Source organism: Streptomyces asoensis (assembly GCF_013085465.1).
Classification (GTDB): domain Bacteria; phylum Actinomycetota; class Actinomycetes; order Streptomycetales; family Streptomycetaceae; genus Streptomyces; species Streptomyces cacaoi_A.
The window spans coordinates 4,791,468-4,809,091 of sequence record NZ_CP049838.1 but is presented as its reverse complement, the minus strand read 5'-3'; the positions used below and the strand labels follow the sequence as shown (position 1 = coordinate 4,809,091).

Genomic DNA, 17,624 nt, shown 5'->3' with positions numbered 1-17,624 from the left:
CCGGCGTGCTCGCCTCAGGCTCGGGGCACGCTGATGGCGAGGACGGCGGTGTCGTCGTCGACGCCGGTGCCGAAGGTGTCGAGCAGTTCACGGATCGCGGCGACGGCGCCGGTCGCGGTGGTGGGCGCGAGAGCCTGGGCGAAATCGAGGAGCGCCTCGTCCCCGTAGCGGTCGTCCTCGCTGTTCGCGGCGGTGTGGGCTTCGGTGAGGCCGTCGGTGTGGAGCAGCAGGGTGTCGCCCGCCTCGAGGTGGACGGTGGTGGTGGCGATGTGGGCGTCGGGCAGGACGCCGATGAGCTGTCCGCCGGGGGTGTCCAGGTGGTCGACGCCTCCGTCCCCCCGCAGCAGCAGAGCCGGGGGGTGGCCGCCGCCGGCCAGGGTGATGCGGAAGCCGCCATGAGCGGTGTCGGGGGTGAGCAGCCCGAAGATGACGGTGCAGAACCGGGGGTCGTCGCCGTTGTACTCGTGGTTGAGGACGGTGTTGAGGTTGCTCAGGACGGCGGTCGGGTCGGGGTTGTAGACGGCGGCGGCACGCAGGGTGTAGCGGGCCAGGGAGGTGACGGCCGCGGCCGCGGCGCCCTTGCCGCATACGTCGCCCAGGAACAGGCCCCAGGTTCCCGCGGCGAGCGGGAAGAGATCGTAGAAGTCGCCGCCGACCTTGTCGGGGGAGGCGATGTGGTAGTGCGCGGCCACGTCCAGTCCGGGCACACTCACCAGCGTCGGAGGCAGCAGGGTCTGCTGGAGGGTGGCGTTGAGGCGCTTGAGCTCTTCGCGTTCGCTCTCCGCCTGCTGTCGGGCGCGCAGCAGTTCGGTCTCGTAGGCGCGCCGGTCGCGGGCGTCGAAGACGGTGGTGCGGATCAGCAGCGGCTGCCCGTCGCTGCCGGACTTGACCGTGGAGGTGACCAGGACGGGCAGCCGGCTGCCGTCGGCCGCCTCGAGTTCCAGGGCGATCCCGCTGATCTCGCCCTGCATGCGCAGCAGCGGGCCGAAGTGGGTCTCGTGGTAGAGACGGCCCCCTACGGTCAGCAGGTCGGAGAACGTCCTGCGGCCCACCAGATCGGCGCGTGCGTAGCCGAGCCAGTGCAGCAGGGTCGTGTTGATCTTTGCGATCGTGCCGTCCAGCAGTGTGGAGAGGAAGCCGCACGGCGCGTGCTCGTACAGGTCCTCGGCACTGTCCTCCAGCAGCGCGGGGAACGCCGCCCGGCCGTCGCCGGGCTGCTCCTCGGGCGGCGGGTGTCCGCCGCTCGCGCCGTTGCCGGTCCTGTCCATCATCGTGCGGCTGTGACGCAGTGGGTGATCGCGACAGCCGCTTCCTCCGGTGCGGCGACCTGGCGGCGGTGGGCGGTCGCGTCCAGGGTGACCAGCCGGTTTCTGCTCCGCTCGGTCGTACGACGCGCAGTCATACGACACATTCTCGCAGAGCGTTTCCGTCACGGTCGGTATCGGCGGACGCGCCGTGCCCACGTCAGGCGTACGGAACATCGCCGAGGGTATAGGGGGTGGTCGGGCGGATGTCGCTCCCACCGGGCGGTTCGTGGTGCGGGCGTACGGACCGCTCGCCGTGCCCCGTGCCGGACCGGGCAGTGCGGCTCCCTTGTCCTCGGAGAGTGCCGGCAGGTGACGTCATGACCAGTACGCAGGACCGGCCCGAGCCGACCACCCCCGGTGCCGACGCGTCGGCACCGGAGCGGGTGCAGGAGCGCGTCGCGCGGATACGCCGACGCCTGGAGCGGCTCATCGGCATCGCGGCCACCGAGGGCAACGCGCTCACCGCCCTGCGCAACGGAGACGAGATCTTTCCGGCGATGCTGGCGGCCATCCGGTCCGCCGAGCACACCGTGGACATGATGACGTTCGTGTACTGGCGGGGGGACATCGCCCGCGAGTTCGCGCGGGCGCTGGCCGACCGGGCCCGGGCGGGTGTGCGGGTGCGGCTGCTGCTGGACGGGTTCGGCAGCCGGCTGATCGAGAAGGAGCTGCTGGAGGAGATGGAGTTGGCCGGGGTGCAGGTGGCCTGGTTCCGCAGACCCGTGACCCTGTCGCCCCTCAAGCAGAACCACCGCTGTCACCGCAAGGTCCTCGTCGTGGACGAGCAGGCGGCCTTCACCGGCGGCGTGGGTATCGCCGAGGAGTGGTGCGGCAACGCCCGCAACGAGCGCGAATGGCGCGACACCCACGTCGAGGTCCGCGGGCCGGCCGTGGACGGCGTCGCCGCCGCCTTCGCGCAGAACTGGGCCGAATGCCACGACGAGCTCTTCGACGACCGCGACCGGTTCGTCCCGCACCGCCCGCAGGGCGACGCGGTGGTTCAGGTGGTCCGCGGATCGGCCAGCTTCGGCTGGCAGGACATGCAGACCCTGATCCGGGTGATGCTGGAGTCGGCCGAGGACCGCTTCCGGCTGGCCACCGCCTATTTCTCGCCGGACGTCTTCTTCGTCGAACTGTTGTGCGCCACCGCGCGGCGGGGCGTGGAGGTGGAGATCCTGCTGCCCGGTCCGCACACCGACAAGCGGGTCTGCCAGCTGGCCGGCCAGCACTACTACGAGGACCTCACCGCCTGTGGCGTGAAGATCTACCAGTACCAGCCGACGATGATGCACGCCAAGGTCATCACCGTCGACGGCGTCGCCGCGCTGGTGGGCTCGACCAACTTCAACCGCCGGTCCCTCGACCACGACGAGGAGATCATGCTCGCCGTGCTGGACCAGGAGTTCACGGCCACGCTCGACGCCCACTTCGACGACGACCTGAAGTCCGCCGCGCTGATCCGGGAGGGCCGCTGGAGGCGGCGCTCCGCGCTCCAGCGGGCGCGAGAGGTCGCCGTCATGCCCATCCGCCGTTTTCTGTGACTCCGGCAAGCCGTATTTCCGGGCGACCCGTATTCCCGGGAATCCCGCACCTATGCATTCAAGATTTGAGGGAGTGAAGGGAATTTCGTGGGGCACATGATTCAACGGAGGTTGATAATCATGGTTCCCCTGCTTCTTGTTCTGCTTCTCGCCCTGATCCTTTTCGGTGCCGGTTTCGCTCTCAAGGCCCTGTGGTGGATCGCCGTCATTGTTCTGGTGGTCTGGCTGGTGGGCTTCGTGGCGCGCCCGGCCGGACACGGTGGCCGGAAGGGCCGCTGGTACCGCTGGTAGACAAAACACCGGTACGAAGGGCCCCGTCGGCCATTGCTCACGGGGCCCTTCGGTATGCCGCCACGCTATTCGGTCCGGTCGTTTTCCAATACACCCTCGACGAAGTGGTCGAATTCGCCTGCCTGAACGCCCAGCACGAACGCGTCCCACTTTCTGCGGTTCGTCGTGACGACGTTCTCCGGGTCACTGGTCTCTCGGAGGTAGACGGGAGCCTCGCCGTCGTCTCCCTCGCCGAAGGCGATCTCGATCCAGGGGCCTGGTCCGGTCGCGTCCGGCGGGGCGGCGCGGGTCCAGATGAGGTCGGAGGGGATGTCAGCCACCCGCCCACCGTATCCCCGCCCCGGCAGGAAAGGTGCTGTGGGCGGAGTGCGGGTAGCGTCGTGGGGGAAGCATGCGTCTGACGTTTCTCTCACCTTCGTGGGACACAGTGAACCCGATGAAGCGAAACGCCCTGCTCGGTGCGGTCGTCCTGCTGGCCGTCACCTCCGCCTCCGAGGCGGCCGCCGACGGTGGGCCCGGGCCCCTGGGGGTGACGGCCGTCGCGGCGGCCACGGCGCAGTCCGCGCGGGTCGGCGCGCTGTTCACCGCCGCCGATGCCGACGCGGGCAGACTCGCCGGAGAGCACTTCTGCACCGCCTCCGTGGTGCACAGTCCGCACCATGACCTCATCGTCACCGCCGCGCACTGCCTCGGCGGCGCGGACGAGCTGGTCTTCGCCCCCGGGTACCGGGACGGCAAGGCCCCGCACGGGATCTGGCGGGTCGAGCGGGTCCTCCTGCCCGACGGGTGGGCGCAGGGGCAGGACGAGGACAGCGATGTGGCGTTCGCCGTCCTCGACGGGCGGGGCGGTGAGGGCGTCGAGGACGTGGTCGGCGGCAACCGGTTCGCGACGCGTACGACCACCGGGGCGACCGCCGTGACCGTCACCGGCTACCCCGACTCCCTCGAGGTGCCGGTCCGCTGCACGAACCGGCCCACCGCCCACAACTCCACCCAGCAGCGCATCGACTGCCCCGACCTCACCGGCGGAACCAGCGGCAGCCCCTGGGTGAACGGCGACGGGGAGGTGGTCGGCGTCCTCGGCGGGCACGAACAGGGCGGGGCGACGTCCGACATCTCGTACAGCGTGGTCCTGGGGTCGGAGGCCGCGGAGCTCTACCGGGACGCGGCCTCCGACCCCTGAGGCGTCACGCGATGCGGTGGACGAGCTGGGTGGTCAGCTCGTAGCGCGCGCCGACGACGGCCAGTTCGCCGGCGGAGATCTTCGCGGCGAGGTCGGGTTCGGCGGCGAGGCGGGAGCGGACCGCTCGTATGTGGGCGTCGATGGTCGAGTCGACGCGGGCGTCGCCGTCCTTCGTGCGGTCGATGTACGGGTTGATCTGGTCGGCCAGGTACTGGATGTGCCGGGGCAGCCGTCCGCCGGTGAGGTCCGCCTGGACGGCCGCCTTCACGGCACCGCACGACTGGTGGCCGAGGACCACGACCAGGGGGATGTCCAGCTCGAGCACGCCGTACGCCACGCTGCCGAGCACGGCCTCGTCCAACACCTCGCCCGCGCTCCGGACGGTCATCAGATCACCCAGGCCCTGGTCGAGGACCAGCTCGGGCGGCACACGGGAGTCGATGCAGCCGAGGACGAGGGCGAAGGGCTGCTGACCGGCCGTCAGGCTCTGCCGGACGGCCGGTGTCTCGTCCGGGTGCCGCTCGCGGAAGGTGCGCCAGCGGCGGTTGCCGGCCGCCAGTTCCCGCAGGGCCTCTTCGGCCGTGCCGGGGCGGGTCGTGGTGCGGGGCGTGGTGCGGGGGCCGGCGCCGGGCGTGGCCGTGGCGGCGGACGCGGGGACGGCGGCGAGGGCCGCGCCGCCCAGGGCCACGGCTCCGGCCATGCCGCCGCGCAGCAGGGCGCGACGGGCGGTGGTGGGGGAGGTGTCTTCGGTGATCACGGGGTGGAACGTATGTCCGAGCCCGATGCCCGGTGCCCGCGTTGCCCGATCATGGCGATGGATGGGGATTCCGAGGCCGTTCGATGACGGGTGCTTGAGCCGTACCATGGCCGCCCTTTACGCGACCTGACGGTGACTCGGCGGAGAAGTCGGGCCCGACGCGCTGTCCTGACCGGATGAGGTGCCCCGTTCGGCGCGTAACCCCCTTGCGGAAACGGCGAGTCGGGGTGGGGCGCGGATGGCGCGGGGCGCGGGGCCGCCACGTGCGGTTTCTCCTTGTTCGTGATCACCCCGCGGCACGGGAGCCGCCTCTACACTGTCGGGGGCGGACTCCTGGGCGGCGAGGGGCGGTTGACGGTGCGTAAGGCGTGGATCGTGGCGACCGCTGCCGTCAGTGCCGGTGCCGCCTTCATGATGGCGCTCGTCATCGGGGTGTACCTCGTCGGCGGGAGCGCCACGAGCGGGGTGGGCGGTGCGGGCAGAGCACTGGCCAAGGGTGCCGTGCCCGCCGCCTACCGGACGCTCGTGGAGAAGTGGGGCAATCGGTGCTCCGCCATCAACCCCGCGCTGCTCGCCGCCCAGCTCTACCAGGAGAGCGGGTTCAACCCGAGGGCGCAGAGCGCCGCCGCCGCGCAGGGGATAGCGCAGTTCATCCCGGGCACCTGGGCCACGCACGGCATCGACGGCGACGGCGACGGCGACCGCGACGTCTGGGACCCGAATGACGCGATTCCATCGGCCGCGTCCTACGACTGCCAGCTCGCCTCGTACGTGAAGGACGTCCCCGGAGACGCCACGCACAACATGCTCGCCGCCTACAACGCGGGGGCCTACGCGGTCATCAAGTACGGGGGCGTACCGCCGTACAGCGAGACCCGGAACTACGTGAAGACGATCACGACCCTGGCGGAGTCCTTCGCCGCGCCCGTCAGCCGGGTGGATCCGTCCGAGCAGGCCGCGGGGGCCATCTACTACGCCCAGAAGAAGCTCGGGACGCCCTATCTCTGGGGTGGCAACGGCACCGCTGACCAGGGAGGACGGTTCGACTGCTCCGGGCTGTCCAAGGCCGCCTACGCGAGCGTCGGGATCACGCTGCCGCGGGTCGCCAACGACCAGTACAACGCGGGGCCGCATCCGCAGCGGAGTGAGCTGCTGCCGGGGGACCTGGTGTTCTTCTCCACCGATCCGAACAACTCGCGGGCCATCCATCACGTGGGGATCTACGTGGGGGGCGGGTACATGATCAACGCGCCCTACACGGGGGCCGTCATCCGGTTCGACCCCATCGACACGGCCGAGTACTTCGGGGCCACGCGTGTCACCGAAGATGGCGCGAAAGCGCTGCCCACGACCGTCTGAAGGGTGCCCGCACCTGGCCCCTGAGCTGCGGGGATCTATCTCTCTTCGATAACGTCTGAGTGATCATTCAGTGGAGAGTGGAACGTATCAACCGGGGCCGTGCGTTCCTGTTGGACGGGCGCATGTGAGGTGCGCCGAGCAGATCACGACGAAGGGGCCGCAGCACCATGGCTGGACTCGCCGAATCCGGGTCGAACCCCGACGTCGACCTGCTCTATGACATCAACGGGCTGGCCAAGGACGCTCCGCACTGGCTCGACCGGACCGTCGAGTTCGTGGGCGAGTACGGGTTGCTGCTCGCCATGATGCTGCTGATCGTGTGGTGCTGGTGGGGAGTCCGGCGGCGGCCCGGCGGGGCCGAGGAGGCCGCGTCCTCCGTCGCCGCCCTGATCTGGGCGCCGCTCGCCGCAGGCGTCGCCGTACTGGTGAACGTGCCCATACGGGGATTCGTGGAGCGGCCCCGGCCCTTCCTCGACCATGAGGGGCTGGAGGTGCTCGTCTCCGGCAAGACCGACTACTCCTTCGTGAGCGACCACGCCACCCTCACGATGGCGATGGCCGTCGGGCTGTTCGTCGCCCACCGCAGGTTCGGGCTCGTCGGGATAGGGATCGCCCTGCTCGAGGGGTTCTGCCGGATCTACATGGGTGTGCACTATCCGACGGACGTCGTCGGCGGGTTCGCGCTCGGGACCGCGGTGGCCCTGCTGCTGTCGCCCGTCGCCTCCATGCTGCTCACCCCGGTGCTGAAGGCCGTCGACCGGTCGCCCCGGGTCGGATGGGTCGTGCGCGGCCGGGCCGCCCGGCTCGGACAGCGGGACGGGCTCATCTCCGGCACGCGGACCGAGGCCGCCGCCGAGGAGCGGGACCTCGCGGCCTAGGGCGGCACGGCAAGGACTTCAGAGGGTTCGGGACGGCTTTCAGAGGGCTTGGGGATAGCTGAAGAAGCCGTTCGGGTCGTACTGCTTCTTCAGCTGCGTCAGGCGCGGAAGTGCCTCGCCGTAGTACGCCTTGCGCCAGTTCGTGAGGGTCGGGTCCGCGTAGTTCTGATAGGCCGCGCCCGAGGCGTACGGGGCCATCGCCTTGTGCGCCGTGTTCAGCCAGGACTGGGCCGCCGTCCCCGTCGTGCCGGCCCGCCATGCACCGATGTACTGCGCCAGCATGCGCGAGCGGCGGTGGACGAACGCCGTGGCCGTCGGCGAGACCCGGTTCACCGCGCCGCCCAGCGCGGTGAGGGCGATGCTGCCCGAGCCGCCCCGCACCGACTGCATCTGCTTGAGGAGGGTCTGGATGCCCGCCGCCGAGAGCGAGACGTCGAAGAAGTCCGAGCGGGCCGCGTACGTCTCCCGGCCCAGCGCGCCCTGCGGGGAGCGGCCCGGCGTGGAGCCCGGCAGATGGCACTGGGCGTCGGAGGAGAACGACGAGCAGCCGGCGTAGATCTCCATCGCCGCCTCGTACGTACGGCGGCGGAGGGAGACGTTCGTCGCGGGGGCGCCCACCCGGTCCGCGAGGCGGTCGACCGCGTTCTGGAGCTGGCCGTACGTGCCGATGCAGAACGCGGCGACGGAGATGGTGGGGGTGCCGCCGGTCGCGTTCGCCAGGTGGAGGGAGGACCAGATCTCGTCGGGCTGGGACGGGCCCCACTCCTGCCAGGCCTTCACCACCGCCGCCGCCTTCGACCAGGGCCAGGTGAGGTAGCCCGTCACCGCCTGGGGCGCGGGGTGGGTCTTGAACTCCAGCTCCGTGACGATGCCGAAGTTGCCGTTGCCGGCTCCGCGCAGGGCCCAGAACAGGTCCTTGTTCGTCGTCGCGTCGGCGGTGAGCTGCTTGCCGTCCGCGGTGATGATCGTGGCCCGGGTGAGGCTGTCGCAGGTCAGGCCGTAGGCACGGGAGACGACGCCGTGGCCGCCGCCCAGCACCAGGCCGGAGACGCCGACCGTCGGGCAGGAGCCCGCCGGGATCGTCACGCCCTTCGCGGCGAGCGCCCGGTAGACGTCGATCAGCTTCGAACCCGCGCCGACCACGGCCGAAGTGCCGCTTGCCCGGACCCGGTTCAGCTTGGAGACGTCGACGATCAGCCGGCCGTCGCCCGAGGACCAGCCGCCGTAGGAGTGGCCGCCGTTGCGGATCGCGGCCTTGATCTTGTGGGCGCGGGCGTACGCCAGAACCGTGCGGATGTCGTCGGCGTGGGCGACGTACGCCACCGCCGCCGGCTTGAGGTTGTCGAAGCGGGTGTTGTAGAGCTGGCGGGCCGCGGCCCAGGAGGCCTCGCCGGGGCGGACCAGGGTGCCGTCCAGGTCGCGGGCGAGTGCGGCCCAGTTGGCGGGGGCGGCGACGCTGGTCGTGGTCAGGGGGGCCGTGGTGCTGCCCCCGGTGGCCGGGGCGGAGGCGTCCGCGCTGCCGCCGCTCGCCTTGCACGCGGTCGCCGCTGCCGCGACCGCGGCCGTGCCGCCCGTGATGAACGTACGCCGTTCCATGTTCGTGCGCCTTCCCTCGGCCGCCTGTCGACTCCTTGCGGCTTCACGGAGCGAGACGGGGTCATGGGACCACGGGTTCCAGCGGGGTCCGGCGGTGACGGAACGGTGACGTCAGCCGGTCGGGCGGTCGGTGTCGGCCGGTCAGCCGCCCGTGTGCAGCTCCCCGTCCGTTCTCGCCATGCTTCTCGCCCTGCGGGCCGGGCCGCGCCAGCCGCAGGTGCAGCGGGCCAGGCAGAACCTGCCCTGTTCGACGGTCGTGGTGCTGTGTTCCCCCTCGGTGCGGGGGTGGGCCGATCCGTCCTGCTGCGTCACAAGGACAACGGTACCCAGGATCGGCAGTAAACCCGCATGGCGGTCGCAGGCCTTCGGACCGGCGTGACGGCGGCACTTACCCGTCGTTAACCGGAACGACAGGAAGCCCGTGACGGACGTACCGGTTGGGGGTGCACAGGCCATGGCGGAGCGTCGGCGCGGGCTGATGGGTGCGATGGTCCTTGCGGGGCTCGTGGCGGGAGTCTGTACGGGTGCCGCCGGGTGTTCCGCCGGCGGGGCCGCCGCGGAGGACGGCCGGGCGGCCGATCCCGTCGAGACGTTGCACCGCGCCGCCGACACCCTCGTCGCGGCGGGCACGTCGAAGGCCCGTACGTCGATGGAGATGGCCACCGGCGGGACCCGGGTGACCATCCGGGGCCAGGGCGTGTACGACTACCGCAAGCAGCGCGGTGAGTTGAAGGTGCTGCTGCCGCAGGATCCGGCCGGGACCAGTGATCACCGTCCCATCACCGAACTCCTCGCGCCCGGGGCCCTGTTCATGAAGAACCGGGGTGCCGGGGTGCCGGACGACAAGTGGGTGCGGGTGGAGACGGCGGCCCTGTCCGACGGGAACCTCGTGACCGGCGGGGCCACCGATCCGTTCGCCGCCGCCGAGGTGCTGCGGGGGACGCGTACGGCGACGTACGTGGGGAGGACCGAGGTGGCCGGGACGGCGGTGCGGCACTACCGCGGGACCGCCGATCTGGCGGTGGCCGCCGACGAGGCGTCGGCGGGCGGACGGGACGCGCTGCGGGCGGCGGCGAAAGGGTTTGCCACGGCGCGGGTGCCGTTCGACGTCTACCTCGACGACGAGGGGCGCATCCGTAAGGTCCGGCACCGGTTCAGCTTTGTGAACGGGCAGCAGGAGGAGGCCGTCGCGGTGGCCTCCACGACCCTGTTGTACGACTTCGGGGCGCCCGTCGAGGTGCGGCTGCCGGCCGCCGCCGACATCTACGCGGGGCGGATCGCGGAGGAATGAGCCTGTGCCGGGCGGGCCTGGACGAGCATTTTCGGCCACCGGGTCGACACAAGGACTAGCCCGTCCGTGCCATGCGCGCGGTGTATAGCGCTCCCTACTCTAGGAAGTCGGTGACGGCAGGGACGAGGTGATGCGCGTGGCTCCGGGCGGCGGTACGGCAGTTCAGGACCACGAGGCCCTCGCCGAGATCGAGCTGTGCGGGGAGCTGATCATCGCCGCCTCGGCGGCCGGGGAGGAACGGCTCAGTCTCGAGAGCATCGACCAGGTGCTGCGGGTGGGGGAGGAACGGGCGGGGGGCGACTCCGGGACGGGGGCCGGCGCGGGGCGCTGATCAGGTGCGCAGTAGGCGGCCGATGGCCTTTGTCGCCTCTTCCACCTTCGCGTCGATCTCGTCGCCGCCCCTGAGTGCCGCGTCGGCGACGCAGTGGCGCAGGTGTTCCTCCAGGAGCTGGAGCGCGAACGACTGCAAGGCCTTGGTGGAGGCGGACACCTGGGTGAGTATGTCGATGCAGTAGGTGTCCTCGTCGACCATGCGCTGGAGGCCGCGGATCTGGCCCTCGATGCGGCGCAGGCGTTTGAGGTGTTCGTCCTTCTGCTTGTGGTAGCCGTGGACCGTCCCGGGCGCGTGGTCCGGTTCGGCGACGGGTTCGGCGACGGGTTCGCCGGCCTCTGTGGTCGTCATCGTGTCCTCCAGCGCTCCGGCTCCGCATACATACCCCTACTGGGTATATCGTACCGAACTTCGGTGGGTATACGCCCCGAGCAGGGACTTCGCCGCCCGCTCGCCGGTCGGTCGCCCCCCTCCCGGTCGCTCTGTCCGATGGGCGACACTGGTGGACGGCCCATTAGCCGTGGCCGGATGATGCGCCTAGCATCAGCCTGACCGAAACCGATGCATCCTGAGGACCCCACGTGCGCTTTCGTCTGACCCCCAGGGAGACGAGCTTCTACGACATGTTCGCCGCATCCGCGGACAACATCGTCACGGGCTCGAAACTCCTGATGGAACTGCTCGGGGCGGACCCCGCCGGCCGGGCCGAGATCGCAGAGCGTATGCGGGCCGCGGAACACGCAGGTGACGACGCCACCCATGCGATCTTCCACCAGCTGAACTCCTCGTTCATCACGCCCTTCGACCGCGAGGACATCTACAACCTCGCGTCCTCCCTCGACGACATCATGGACTTCATGGAGGAGGCCGTCGACCTGGTCGTCCTCTACAACGTCGAGGAACTGCCCAAGGGTGTCGAGCAGCAGATCGAGGTGCTCGCGAGGGCGGCCGAGCTGACGGCCGAGGCCATGCCGAACCTGCGGACCATGGCGAACCTCACCGAGTACTGGATCGAGGTCAACCGGCTCGAGAACCAGGCCGACCAGATCCATCGCAAGCTGCTCGCGCATCTCTTCAACGGCAAGTACGAGGCCATCGAGGTGCTCAAGCTGAAGCAGATCGTGGATGTGCTGGAGGAGGCCGCCGACGCCTTCGAGCACGTGGCCAACACGGTGGAGACCATCGCGGTCAAGGAGTCCTGAGCCCTTAATGGACACCTTTGCTCTGATCGTGACCATTGGCGTTGCGCTCGGATTCACTTACACGAACGGTTTTCACGACTCCGCGAACGCTATTGCCACGTCCGTTTCGACTCGGGCGCTGACGCCTCGGGCGGCGCTGGCCATGGCGGCGGTGATGAACCTCGCCGGCGCGTTCCTCGGGAGTGGGGTCGCGCACACCGTCAGCAAGGGGCTGATCGAGACGCCCGACGGCTCGAAGGGGATGGGGATCCTCTTCGCCGCGCTGGTCGGGGCGATCGTCTGGAACCTTGTCACCTGGTACTTCGGGCTTCCCTCGTCGTCCTCGCACGCGTTGTTCGGTGGCATGGTGGGCGCGGCGCTCGCCGGTGGTACGGAGGTCATCTGGTCCGGCGTCCTCGACAAGGTCGTCATCCCGATGTTCGTCTCGCCGGTCGTGGGGCTCATCGTCGGCTATCTGGTGATGACGGCCATTCTGTGGATGTTCCGCCGGTCCAACCCGCACAAGGCCAAGCGGGGCTTTCGGATCGCTCAGACGGTTTCCGCCGCGGGTATGGCGCTGGGGCATGGTCTCCAGGACGCGCAGAAGACGATGGGCATCGTGGTGATGGCGCTCGTCATCGGCGATGTGCAGGGGGCCGACGATCCGATTCCGGTGTGGGTGAAGATCGCTTGTGCGGTGATGCTCTCGCTGGGGACGTATGCGGGTGGGTGGCGCATCATGCGGACTCTTGGGCGGAAGATCATTGAGCTTGATCCGCCGCAGGGGTTCGCCGCGGAGACGACCGGGGCGTCGATCATGTTCACCACGGCGTTTCTGTTCAAGGCTCCGATCTCGACCACGCATGTGATCACTTCGGCGATCATGGGTGTCGGGGCGACGAAGCGGATCAATGCCGTGCGGTGGGGGGTCGCCAAGAACATTGTTCTGGGGTGGTTCATCACGATGCCGGCGGCGGGGTTTGTTGCTGCGTGCGCGTTCTGGGTTGTGAACGTGGCGTTCCTGTAGGGGGTCTTGCCCGCCCGCCCGCCCGACTCGGTGGGGAGAGCGTCCCCGCCACGGGGCTCCGCCCGGACCCCGGGTGTTCGCCCGCCCGCCCGCCCGACTCGGTGGGGAGACAGCTCCCGCCACGGGGCTCCGCCCCGGACCCCGGCGGGGACTGCGTCCCCTGCACCCCGGGTGTTCGCCCACCCGCCCACCCGGCTCGGTGGGGAGAGCGTCCCCGCCACGGGGCTCCGCCCCGGACCCCGGCGGGGACTCCGTCCCCTGCACCCGGGTGTTCGCCCACCCGCCCACCCGGCTCGGTGGGGAGAGCGTCCCCGCCACGGGGCTCCGCCCCGGACCCCGGCGGGGACTCCGTCCCCTGCACCCCTGTGGGGACTGCGTCCCCTGCACCCCTGTGGGGGTTTCGGGGACTGGTTTCTCTGTGGGGCTTCGCCCCACCCCCCGGTTCAGCCGCCGGAGGTATATGCGTGGGCCCGCCCTCCCGGATCCGGGAGGGCGGGCCCTTTGCGTCCTCGCGGTGGCACCGCCATGCAGCACCGCGAGGGGTTGGGGGAGGCGGGTTCGGCTCAGCCGAAGCGGCCTGAGATGTAGTCCTCTGTTGCCTGGACCGACGGGTTGGAGAAGATGCGTTCCGTGTCGTCGATCTCGATCAGCTTGCCGGGCTGGCCGACGGCGGACAGGTTGAAGAAGGCCGTGCGGTCCGAGACGCGCGCCGCCTGCTGCATGTTGTGCGTCACGATGACGATCGTGAAGCGTTCCTTGAGTTCGCCGATCAGGTCTTCGATCGCCAGGGTGGAGATCGGGTCCAGGGCCGAGCACGGCTCGTCCATGAGCAGGACCTTCGGTTCCACCGCGATGGCGCGCGCGATGCACAGCCGCTGCTGCTGGCCGCCGGACAGGCCCGAGCCGGGCTTGTTCAGACGGTCCTTGACCTCGTTCCAGAGGTTCGCGCCCTTGAGGGACTTCTCGACGACGTCTGCCAGTTCCGCCTTCTTGTAGCTGCCGTTCAGCCGCAGGCCCGCCGCCACGTTGTCGAAGATCGACATGGTGGGGAACGGGTTCGGGCGCTGGAAGACCATGCCGACCTCGCGGCGGACCGAGACGGGGTCCACGCCCGCTGCGTACAGGTCCTCGTCGTCCAGGAGCACCTTGCCCTCGACCCGGCCGCCCGACGTCACCTCGTGCATACGGTTCAGCGTGCGCAGGAACGTCGACTTGCCGCAGCCGGAGGGGCCGATGAAGGCCGTCACCGAGCGCGGTTCGACCGTCATCGAGATGTCCTCGATCGCCTTGTGGGATCCGTAGTAGGCGGTCAGTCCGCTTACGTCGATTCGCTTCGCCATTTTCTCTACTTCACTTCCAGTCAGTCGCTGAGGGGGTCCCGTGCGGCAGGGTGCAGCCGCGGATCGCTGCTTCAGCGACCGGTCTTCGGGGCCTTCCAGCGGGCGATGCCGCGGGCCACGAGGTTCAGGATCATCACGAAGGCGATCAGTGTGAGGGACGCCGCCCAGGCGCGGTCGTAGGCCGCTGTCGAACCCGCGCTCTGTGAGTACTGCTGGTAGATGTACAGAGGCAGCGACGCCTGCGCACCCTCGAAGGGGTTCGCGTTGATGAACGGGTTTCCGAAGACGAGGAGGAGCACCGGCGCCGTTTCGCCCGCGATACGGGCGATCGCCAGCATCACGCCCGTGATGATGCCGCCGATCGAGGTCGGGACTACCACCTTCAGGATCGTGCGCCACTTCGGGACGCCCAGGGCGAGGGACGCCTCGCGCAGCTCGTTCGGGACCAGCTTCAGCATTTCCTCTGTAGAGCGTACGACGACCGGCATCATCAGGATCGCCAGGGCGAGGGAGCCCGCGAAGCCGAAGGGCTGCATGTCGAACATCAGCATCAGGCTGAGGATGAACAGGCCGGCGACGATCGACGGGATGCCCGTCATGACGTCCACGAAGAACGTGACCGACTTCGCCAGGGCGCCCCGGCCGTACTCCACCAGGTAGATCGCCGTCAGGATGCCGATCGGGGCGCCGATCGCGGTCGCCAGGCCCACCTGCTCCAGGCTGCCGAGGATCGCGTGGTAGATACCGCCGCCCGGCTCGCTGTCCGCCACCACGCCCATGGAGTGGGTGAGGAAGAAGACGTCCAGGACCTTCACGCCGCGCTGGATCGTCGTCCAGAGGAGGGAGACCAGCGGGACCACGGCCAGGATGAACGCCACCCAGACCAGGTTCGTCGCCACCCGGTCCTTCGCCTGGCGGCGGCCTTCCACCTTCGCGGTGATGCCGAAGGTGCCGAAGACGAAGAGGAGACCGGCGATCAGGCCCCACTGGATCTTGCTGTCCAGGCCGCCGGCGAGGCCGATGACGATCGCGAGGACGAGCGAACCGGCGGCGATGGCCCAGGGGGACCACCGCGGGAGGCTGGCGCCCTGGAGCGTGCTCGGGGACTTGTCGGCTACTGCTGCTGCGTGGCTCATGCGTTGGCCCCCGAGTACTCACTGCGGCGGGCGATGATCATGCGTGCCGCGCCGTTGACCAGCAGGGTGATGACGAACAGGACCAGACCGGAGGCGATGAGCGCGTCACGGCCGAACTCCGTCGCCTCGTTGAACTTGCTGGCGATGTTCTGGGCGAAGGTGCCGCCACCGGGGTTGAGGAGGCTGGCGTGGATGTCGAAGTCGGGGGAGAGGACGGTGGCCACCGCCATCGTCTCGCCGAGCGCGCGGCCGAGGCCGAGCATCGAGGCCGAGATGACTCCGGAGCGGCCGAAGGGGATCACCGACATGCGGATGACCTCCCAGCGGGTGGCGCCCAGCGCCAGGGCCGCCTCCTCGTGCATCTGCGGGACCTGGCGGAAGACCTCGCGGCTGACGTTGGTGATGACCGGAAGGATCATCACGGCCAGCAGGATGCCCACCGTGAGCATCGAGCGCGGGGCGCCGTCGTCCCAGGAGAAGACGCCGGTCCAGCCCAGGTAGTCGTTCAGCCAGCCGAACAGGCCGTCCATGTGCGGCACGAGGACCAGGGCGCCCCAGAGGCCGTACACGATGGACGGGACGGCGGCGAGCAGGTCGATCACGTACGAGACGGGACCGCTCATGCGGCGCGGAGCGTAGTGGGTGATGAAGAGGGCGATCGCGACGGCGATCGGGACCGCGATCACCATCGCGATGATCGACGAGACCACCGTGCCGAAGGCCAGGACCGCGATGCCGAACTTCGGCGGGACGAGGCCGGTGTTCCACTCGAAGGTGGTCAGGAAGTTGGCGTCGTCCTTGCTGATGGCGAGGTAGGCCCGGTAGGTGAGGAAGACCGCGATCGCGGCCATGATCACCAACAGGAAGATGCCCGAACCGCGGGAGAGGGCGAGGAAGATCCGGTCACCGGGTCGGGTGGCACCGCGCGCCGCGCGCTTCTGCTCGGCGGTCACGGCCGGCGGGGCGGTGGGCGGAGGGGTGTCGTCCGTGTCTGTGTTGTGTGTCGATATGTCCATGGAGGTCTCCGGTCTGCGGAGCCGCCTGCGGTTGTGGGGGCGGCTCGGGTGGGGCCGGGTTACGGGCGGCCCCTGGCGGCGGTGCACCGGACGGGTGCGGTCCGGACCGGGTTTCCCCCGGCGCCGGACCGCACCACTGGGATCAGCTCAGGCCCTCGATGGTGGTGCGGACCTTGGAGATGATGGCGTCGGGGATCGGCGCGTAGTCGATGCCCGAGAGGATGCCCTGGCCGTCCTCGCTGGCGATGTAGCGCAGGAACGCCTTGGTGGCCGGCAGGGTGGCGGCCTTGTTGCCCTTGTCGCAGGCGATCTCGTACGTGACCAGGGTGAGCGGGTAGGCGCCCTCGGCCTTGGTGTTGTAGTCCAGCTTCAGCGACAGGTCGCTGCCGGTGCCGACGACCTGCGCGGCGGCGACGGCCTTGGTGGCGCCGTCGGAGGAGGCCTTGACCGGGGCCGAGGCGCCCGTGTCGACGGCGACGGTGCCCAGACCGTCCTTGGCGTACGAGAGCTCCATGTAACCGATGGCGCCGTTGGTCTGCTTGACGCCCTGGGCGACACCGGAGGAGCCGGCCGCGGCCTGACCGCCCTTGGCCTGCCAGGCCTTGCCGCCCTCGTACTTCCAGTTGTCCGGGGTGGCGGCGATCAGGTACTTGGTGAAGTTGTCCGTGGTGCCGGACTCGTCCGAGCGGTGGTACGGCTGGATCTTCAGGTCGGGCAGCGTCGCGTCGGGGTTGAGCGCCGCGATGGCCTTGTCGTTCCAGTTGGTGATCTTGCCGTCGAAGATCTTGGCGATCGTCGCGGCGTCCAGCGTCAGGTTGTCCACGCCCGAGACGTTGAAGGCGACGGCGATCGGGCCGGCCACCATCGGCAGGTCGATGCCCTGGCCGCCGGAGCAGACCGCCTTGGACGCGGTGACGTCCTCGGGCTTGAGCGCGGAGTCCGAGCCGGCGAAGGCGACCTGGCCCTGCGTGAACGCGGTGACACCGGCGCCGGAGCCGGAGCCCTTGTAGTTCACCTGGACGCCCGAGCAGGCCTGCGTGAAGTTCTTGACCCACGCGTCGATCGCGTTCTTCTGCGCGGAGGAGCCGTCGGCGAGGAGCTGGCCCTTGGCGTCGTCACACTTGATGGATCCGGCGGCCGCGGTGGCGGAGGAGCTGCTGCCGCTGCTGGAGCCGGTGTCGTCGGAGCCGCACGCCGTGAGGGCCAGGGCGCCGGAGACGGCGAGAGCACCGAGGGAGAGAGCCCGCCGGTTCATGCGCTGAAGCTTCACTTGGGGAAGATCCTTCCAGGAGCCGCCGTCCTGAATTCCGGCGGCGTGCGGAGTGTGCCGAAGTCTGTTCGGTACGGACACGACCACCCGGGTCGCGCGCCGCACCGCGTAAGGCCGAAA

20 protein-coding genes are annotated in these 17,624 nt (G+C 69.8%); 9 read left to right on the top strand and 11 right to left on the bottom strand.

The features are described 5' to 3' along the window. Window positions 1-14 precede the first annotated feature (14 nt). The gene (locus tag G9272_RS21470) at window positions 15-1,268 is read right to left on the bottom strand and encodes a PP2C family protein-serine/threonine phosphatase (RefSeq protein ID WP_171402099.1); all 1,254 of its coding nucleotides are present in this window, start codon (window positions 1,266-1,268) and stop codon (window positions 15-17) included. Next, window positions 1,268-1,402: a hypothetical protein gene (locus G9272_RS45950; RefSeq protein ID WP_301272142.1), complete on the bottom strand. Its 135-nt coding sequence runs from the start codon at window positions 1,400-1,402 to the stop codon at window positions 1,268-1,270. Before G9272_RS45950 ends, G9272_RS21470 begins: the two co-directional genes overlap by 1 nt. Window positions 1,403-1,624: 222 nt before the next feature. On the opposite strand from G9272_RS45950, the gene G9272_RS21465 reads away from it, so the two are divergent. Together G9272_RS21465 and G9272_RS21460 are read left to right on the top strand one after the other, a co-directional pair. Continuing rightward, complete coding sequence (locus G9272_RS21465; protein WP_171398098.1) at window positions 1,625-2,848, top strand: phospholipase D-like domain-containing protein; 1,224 nt, start codon at window positions 1,625-1,627, stop codon at window positions 2,846-2,848. 120 nt (window positions 2,849-2,968) lie between these two features. Beyond that, window positions 2,969-3,139 (top strand): hydrophobic protein, encoded by a 171-nt coding sequence (locus tag G9272_RS21460; RefSeq protein ID WP_171398097.1) that lies wholly within the window; start codon window positions 2,969-2,971, stop codon window positions 3,137-3,139. A gap of 65 nt (window positions 3,140-3,204) precedes the next feature. On the opposite strand, the gene G9272_RS21455 is transcribed toward G9272_RS21460, so the two are convergent. Further along, window positions 3,205-3,459 (bottom strand): DUF397 domain-containing protein, encoded by a 255-nt coding sequence (locus G9272_RS21455; protein WP_142265002.1) that lies wholly within the window; start codon window positions 3,457-3,459, stop codon window positions 3,205-3,207. 116 nt (window positions 3,460-3,575) lie between these two features. Between G9272_RS21455 and G9272_RS21450 the strand changes: the two genes are divergently transcribed. Then, window positions 3,576-4,322 carry a trypsin-like serine peptidase gene (locus G9272_RS21450; RefSeq protein ID WP_171398096.1) on the top strand — a complete coding sequence of 249 codons (747 nt, stop codon included), beginning with the start codon at window positions 3,576-3,578 and terminating at the stop codon, window positions 4,320-4,322. A gap of 4 nt (window positions 4,323-4,326) precedes the next feature. On the opposite strand, the gene G9272_RS21445 is transcribed toward G9272_RS21450, so the two are convergent. Continuing rightward, on the bottom strand, window positions 4,327-5,022 hold the full coding sequence (locus tag G9272_RS21445; protein WP_253268226.1) for a carbonic anhydrase: 696 nt from the start codon (window positions 5,020-5,022) through the stop codon (window positions 4,327-4,329). Window positions 5,023-5,430: 408 nt separating this feature from the next. Here G9272_RS21445 and G9272_RS21440 point away from each other — a divergent pair, with 408 nt between their 5' ends. Beyond that, window positions 5,431-6,438, top strand: coding sequence for a bifunctional lytic transglycosylase/C40 family peptidase (locus G9272_RS21440; protein ID WP_171398094.1), 1,008 nt, complete (start codon window positions 5,431-5,433; stop codon window positions 6,436-6,438). A 167-nt stretch (window positions 6,439-6,605) separates the two neighbouring features. Continuing rightward, entirely contained in the window at window positions 6,606-7,316 is a 711-nt protein-coding gene (locus G9272_RS21435) for a phosphatase PAP2 family protein (protein ID WP_171398093.1), read from the top strand. Between the two features lie 39 nt (window positions 7,317-7,355). Here G9272_RS21435 and G9272_RS21430 read toward each other — a convergent pair whose 3' ends face one another. Together G9272_RS21430 and G9272_RS21425 are read right to left on the bottom strand one after the other, a co-directional pair. Continuing rightward, window positions 7,356-8,912: an FAD-binding oxidoreductase gene (locus tag G9272_RS21430; protein WP_171398092.1), complete on the bottom strand. Its 1,557-nt coding sequence runs from the start codon at window positions 8,910-8,912 to the stop codon at window positions 7,356-7,358. Between the two features lie 141 nt (window positions 8,913-9,053). Beyond that, window positions 9,054-9,224, bottom strand: a complete 171-nt coding sequence (locus tag G9272_RS21425; protein ID WP_171398091.1) for a hypothetical protein — start codon at window positions 9,222-9,224, stop codon at window positions 9,054-9,056. Between the two features lie 142 nt (window positions 9,225-9,366). Here G9272_RS21425 and G9272_RS21420 point away from each other — a divergent pair, with 142 nt between their 5' ends. Both G9272_RS21420 and G9272_RS21415 read left to right on the top strand, forming a co-directional pair. Next, complete coding sequence (locus G9272_RS21420; protein WP_171398090.1) at window positions 9,367-10,203, top strand: hypothetical protein; 837 nt, start codon at window positions 9,367-9,369, stop codon at window positions 10,201-10,203. 130 nt (window positions 10,204-10,333) lie between these two features. After that, entirely contained in the window at window positions 10,334-10,534 is a 201-nt protein-coding gene (locus G9272_RS21415) for a hypothetical protein (RefSeq protein ID WP_171398089.1), read from the top strand. Here the strand turns inward: G9272_RS21415 and G9272_RS21410 are convergent, their stop codons facing one another. Beyond that, window positions 10,535-10,885: a metal-sensitive transcriptional regulator gene (locus tag G9272_RS21410; protein ID WP_171398088.1), complete on the bottom strand. Its 351-nt coding sequence runs from the start codon at window positions 10,883-10,885 to the stop codon at window positions 10,535-10,537. Between the two features lie 230 nt (window positions 10,886-11,115). Between G9272_RS21410 and G9272_RS21405 the strand changes: the two genes are divergently transcribed. Then, the gene (locus G9272_RS21405) at window positions 11,116-11,736 is read left to right on the top strand and encodes a DUF47 domain-containing protein (RefSeq protein ID WP_171398087.1); all 621 of its coding nucleotides are present in this window, start codon (window positions 11,116-11,118) and stop codon (window positions 11,734-11,736) included. Between the two features lie 7 nt (window positions 11,737-11,743). Beyond that, window positions 11,744-12,742: an inorganic phosphate transporter gene (locus G9272_RS21400; protein ID WP_171398086.1), complete on the top strand. Its 999-nt coding sequence runs from the start codon at window positions 11,744-11,746 to the stop codon at window positions 12,740-12,742. A gap of 563 nt (window positions 12,743-13,305) precedes the next feature. Here the strand turns inward: G9272_RS21400 and pstB are convergent. The 4 genes from pstB to pstS all read right to left on the bottom strand — a co-directional run bounded on the left by pstB (window position 13,306) and on the right by pstS (window position 17,504). Then, a complete protein-coding gene (pstB, locus tag G9272_RS21395; protein ID WP_171398085.1) occupies window positions 13,306-14,082 on the bottom strand; it encodes a phosphate ABC transporter ATP-binding protein PstB in 777 nt (258 codons plus the stop codon). A gap of 71 nt (window positions 14,083-14,153) precedes the next feature. Further along, complete coding sequence (gene pstA / locus G9272_RS21390) at window positions 14,154-15,218, bottom strand: phosphate ABC transporter permease PstA (protein WP_171398084.1); 1,065 nt, start codon at window positions 15,216-15,218, stop codon at window positions 14,154-14,156. Continuing rightward, window positions 15,215-16,234, bottom strand: a complete 1,020-nt coding sequence (pstC, locus tag G9272_RS21385; protein ID WP_171398083.1) for a phosphate ABC transporter permease subunit PstC — start codon at window positions 16,232-16,234, stop codon at window positions 15,215-15,217. The genes pstA and pstC overlap by 4 nt, the downstream gene beginning before the upstream one ends. A gap of 142 nt (window positions 16,235-16,376) precedes the next feature. Continuing rightward, the gene (gene pstS / locus G9272_RS21380; protein ID WP_171398082.1) at window positions 16,377-17,504 is read right to left on the bottom strand and encodes a phosphate ABC transporter substrate-binding protein PstS; all 1,128 of its coding nucleotides are present in this window, start codon (window positions 17,502-17,504) and stop codon (window positions 16,377-16,379) included. Window positions 17,505-17,624 lie beyond the last annotated feature (120 nt).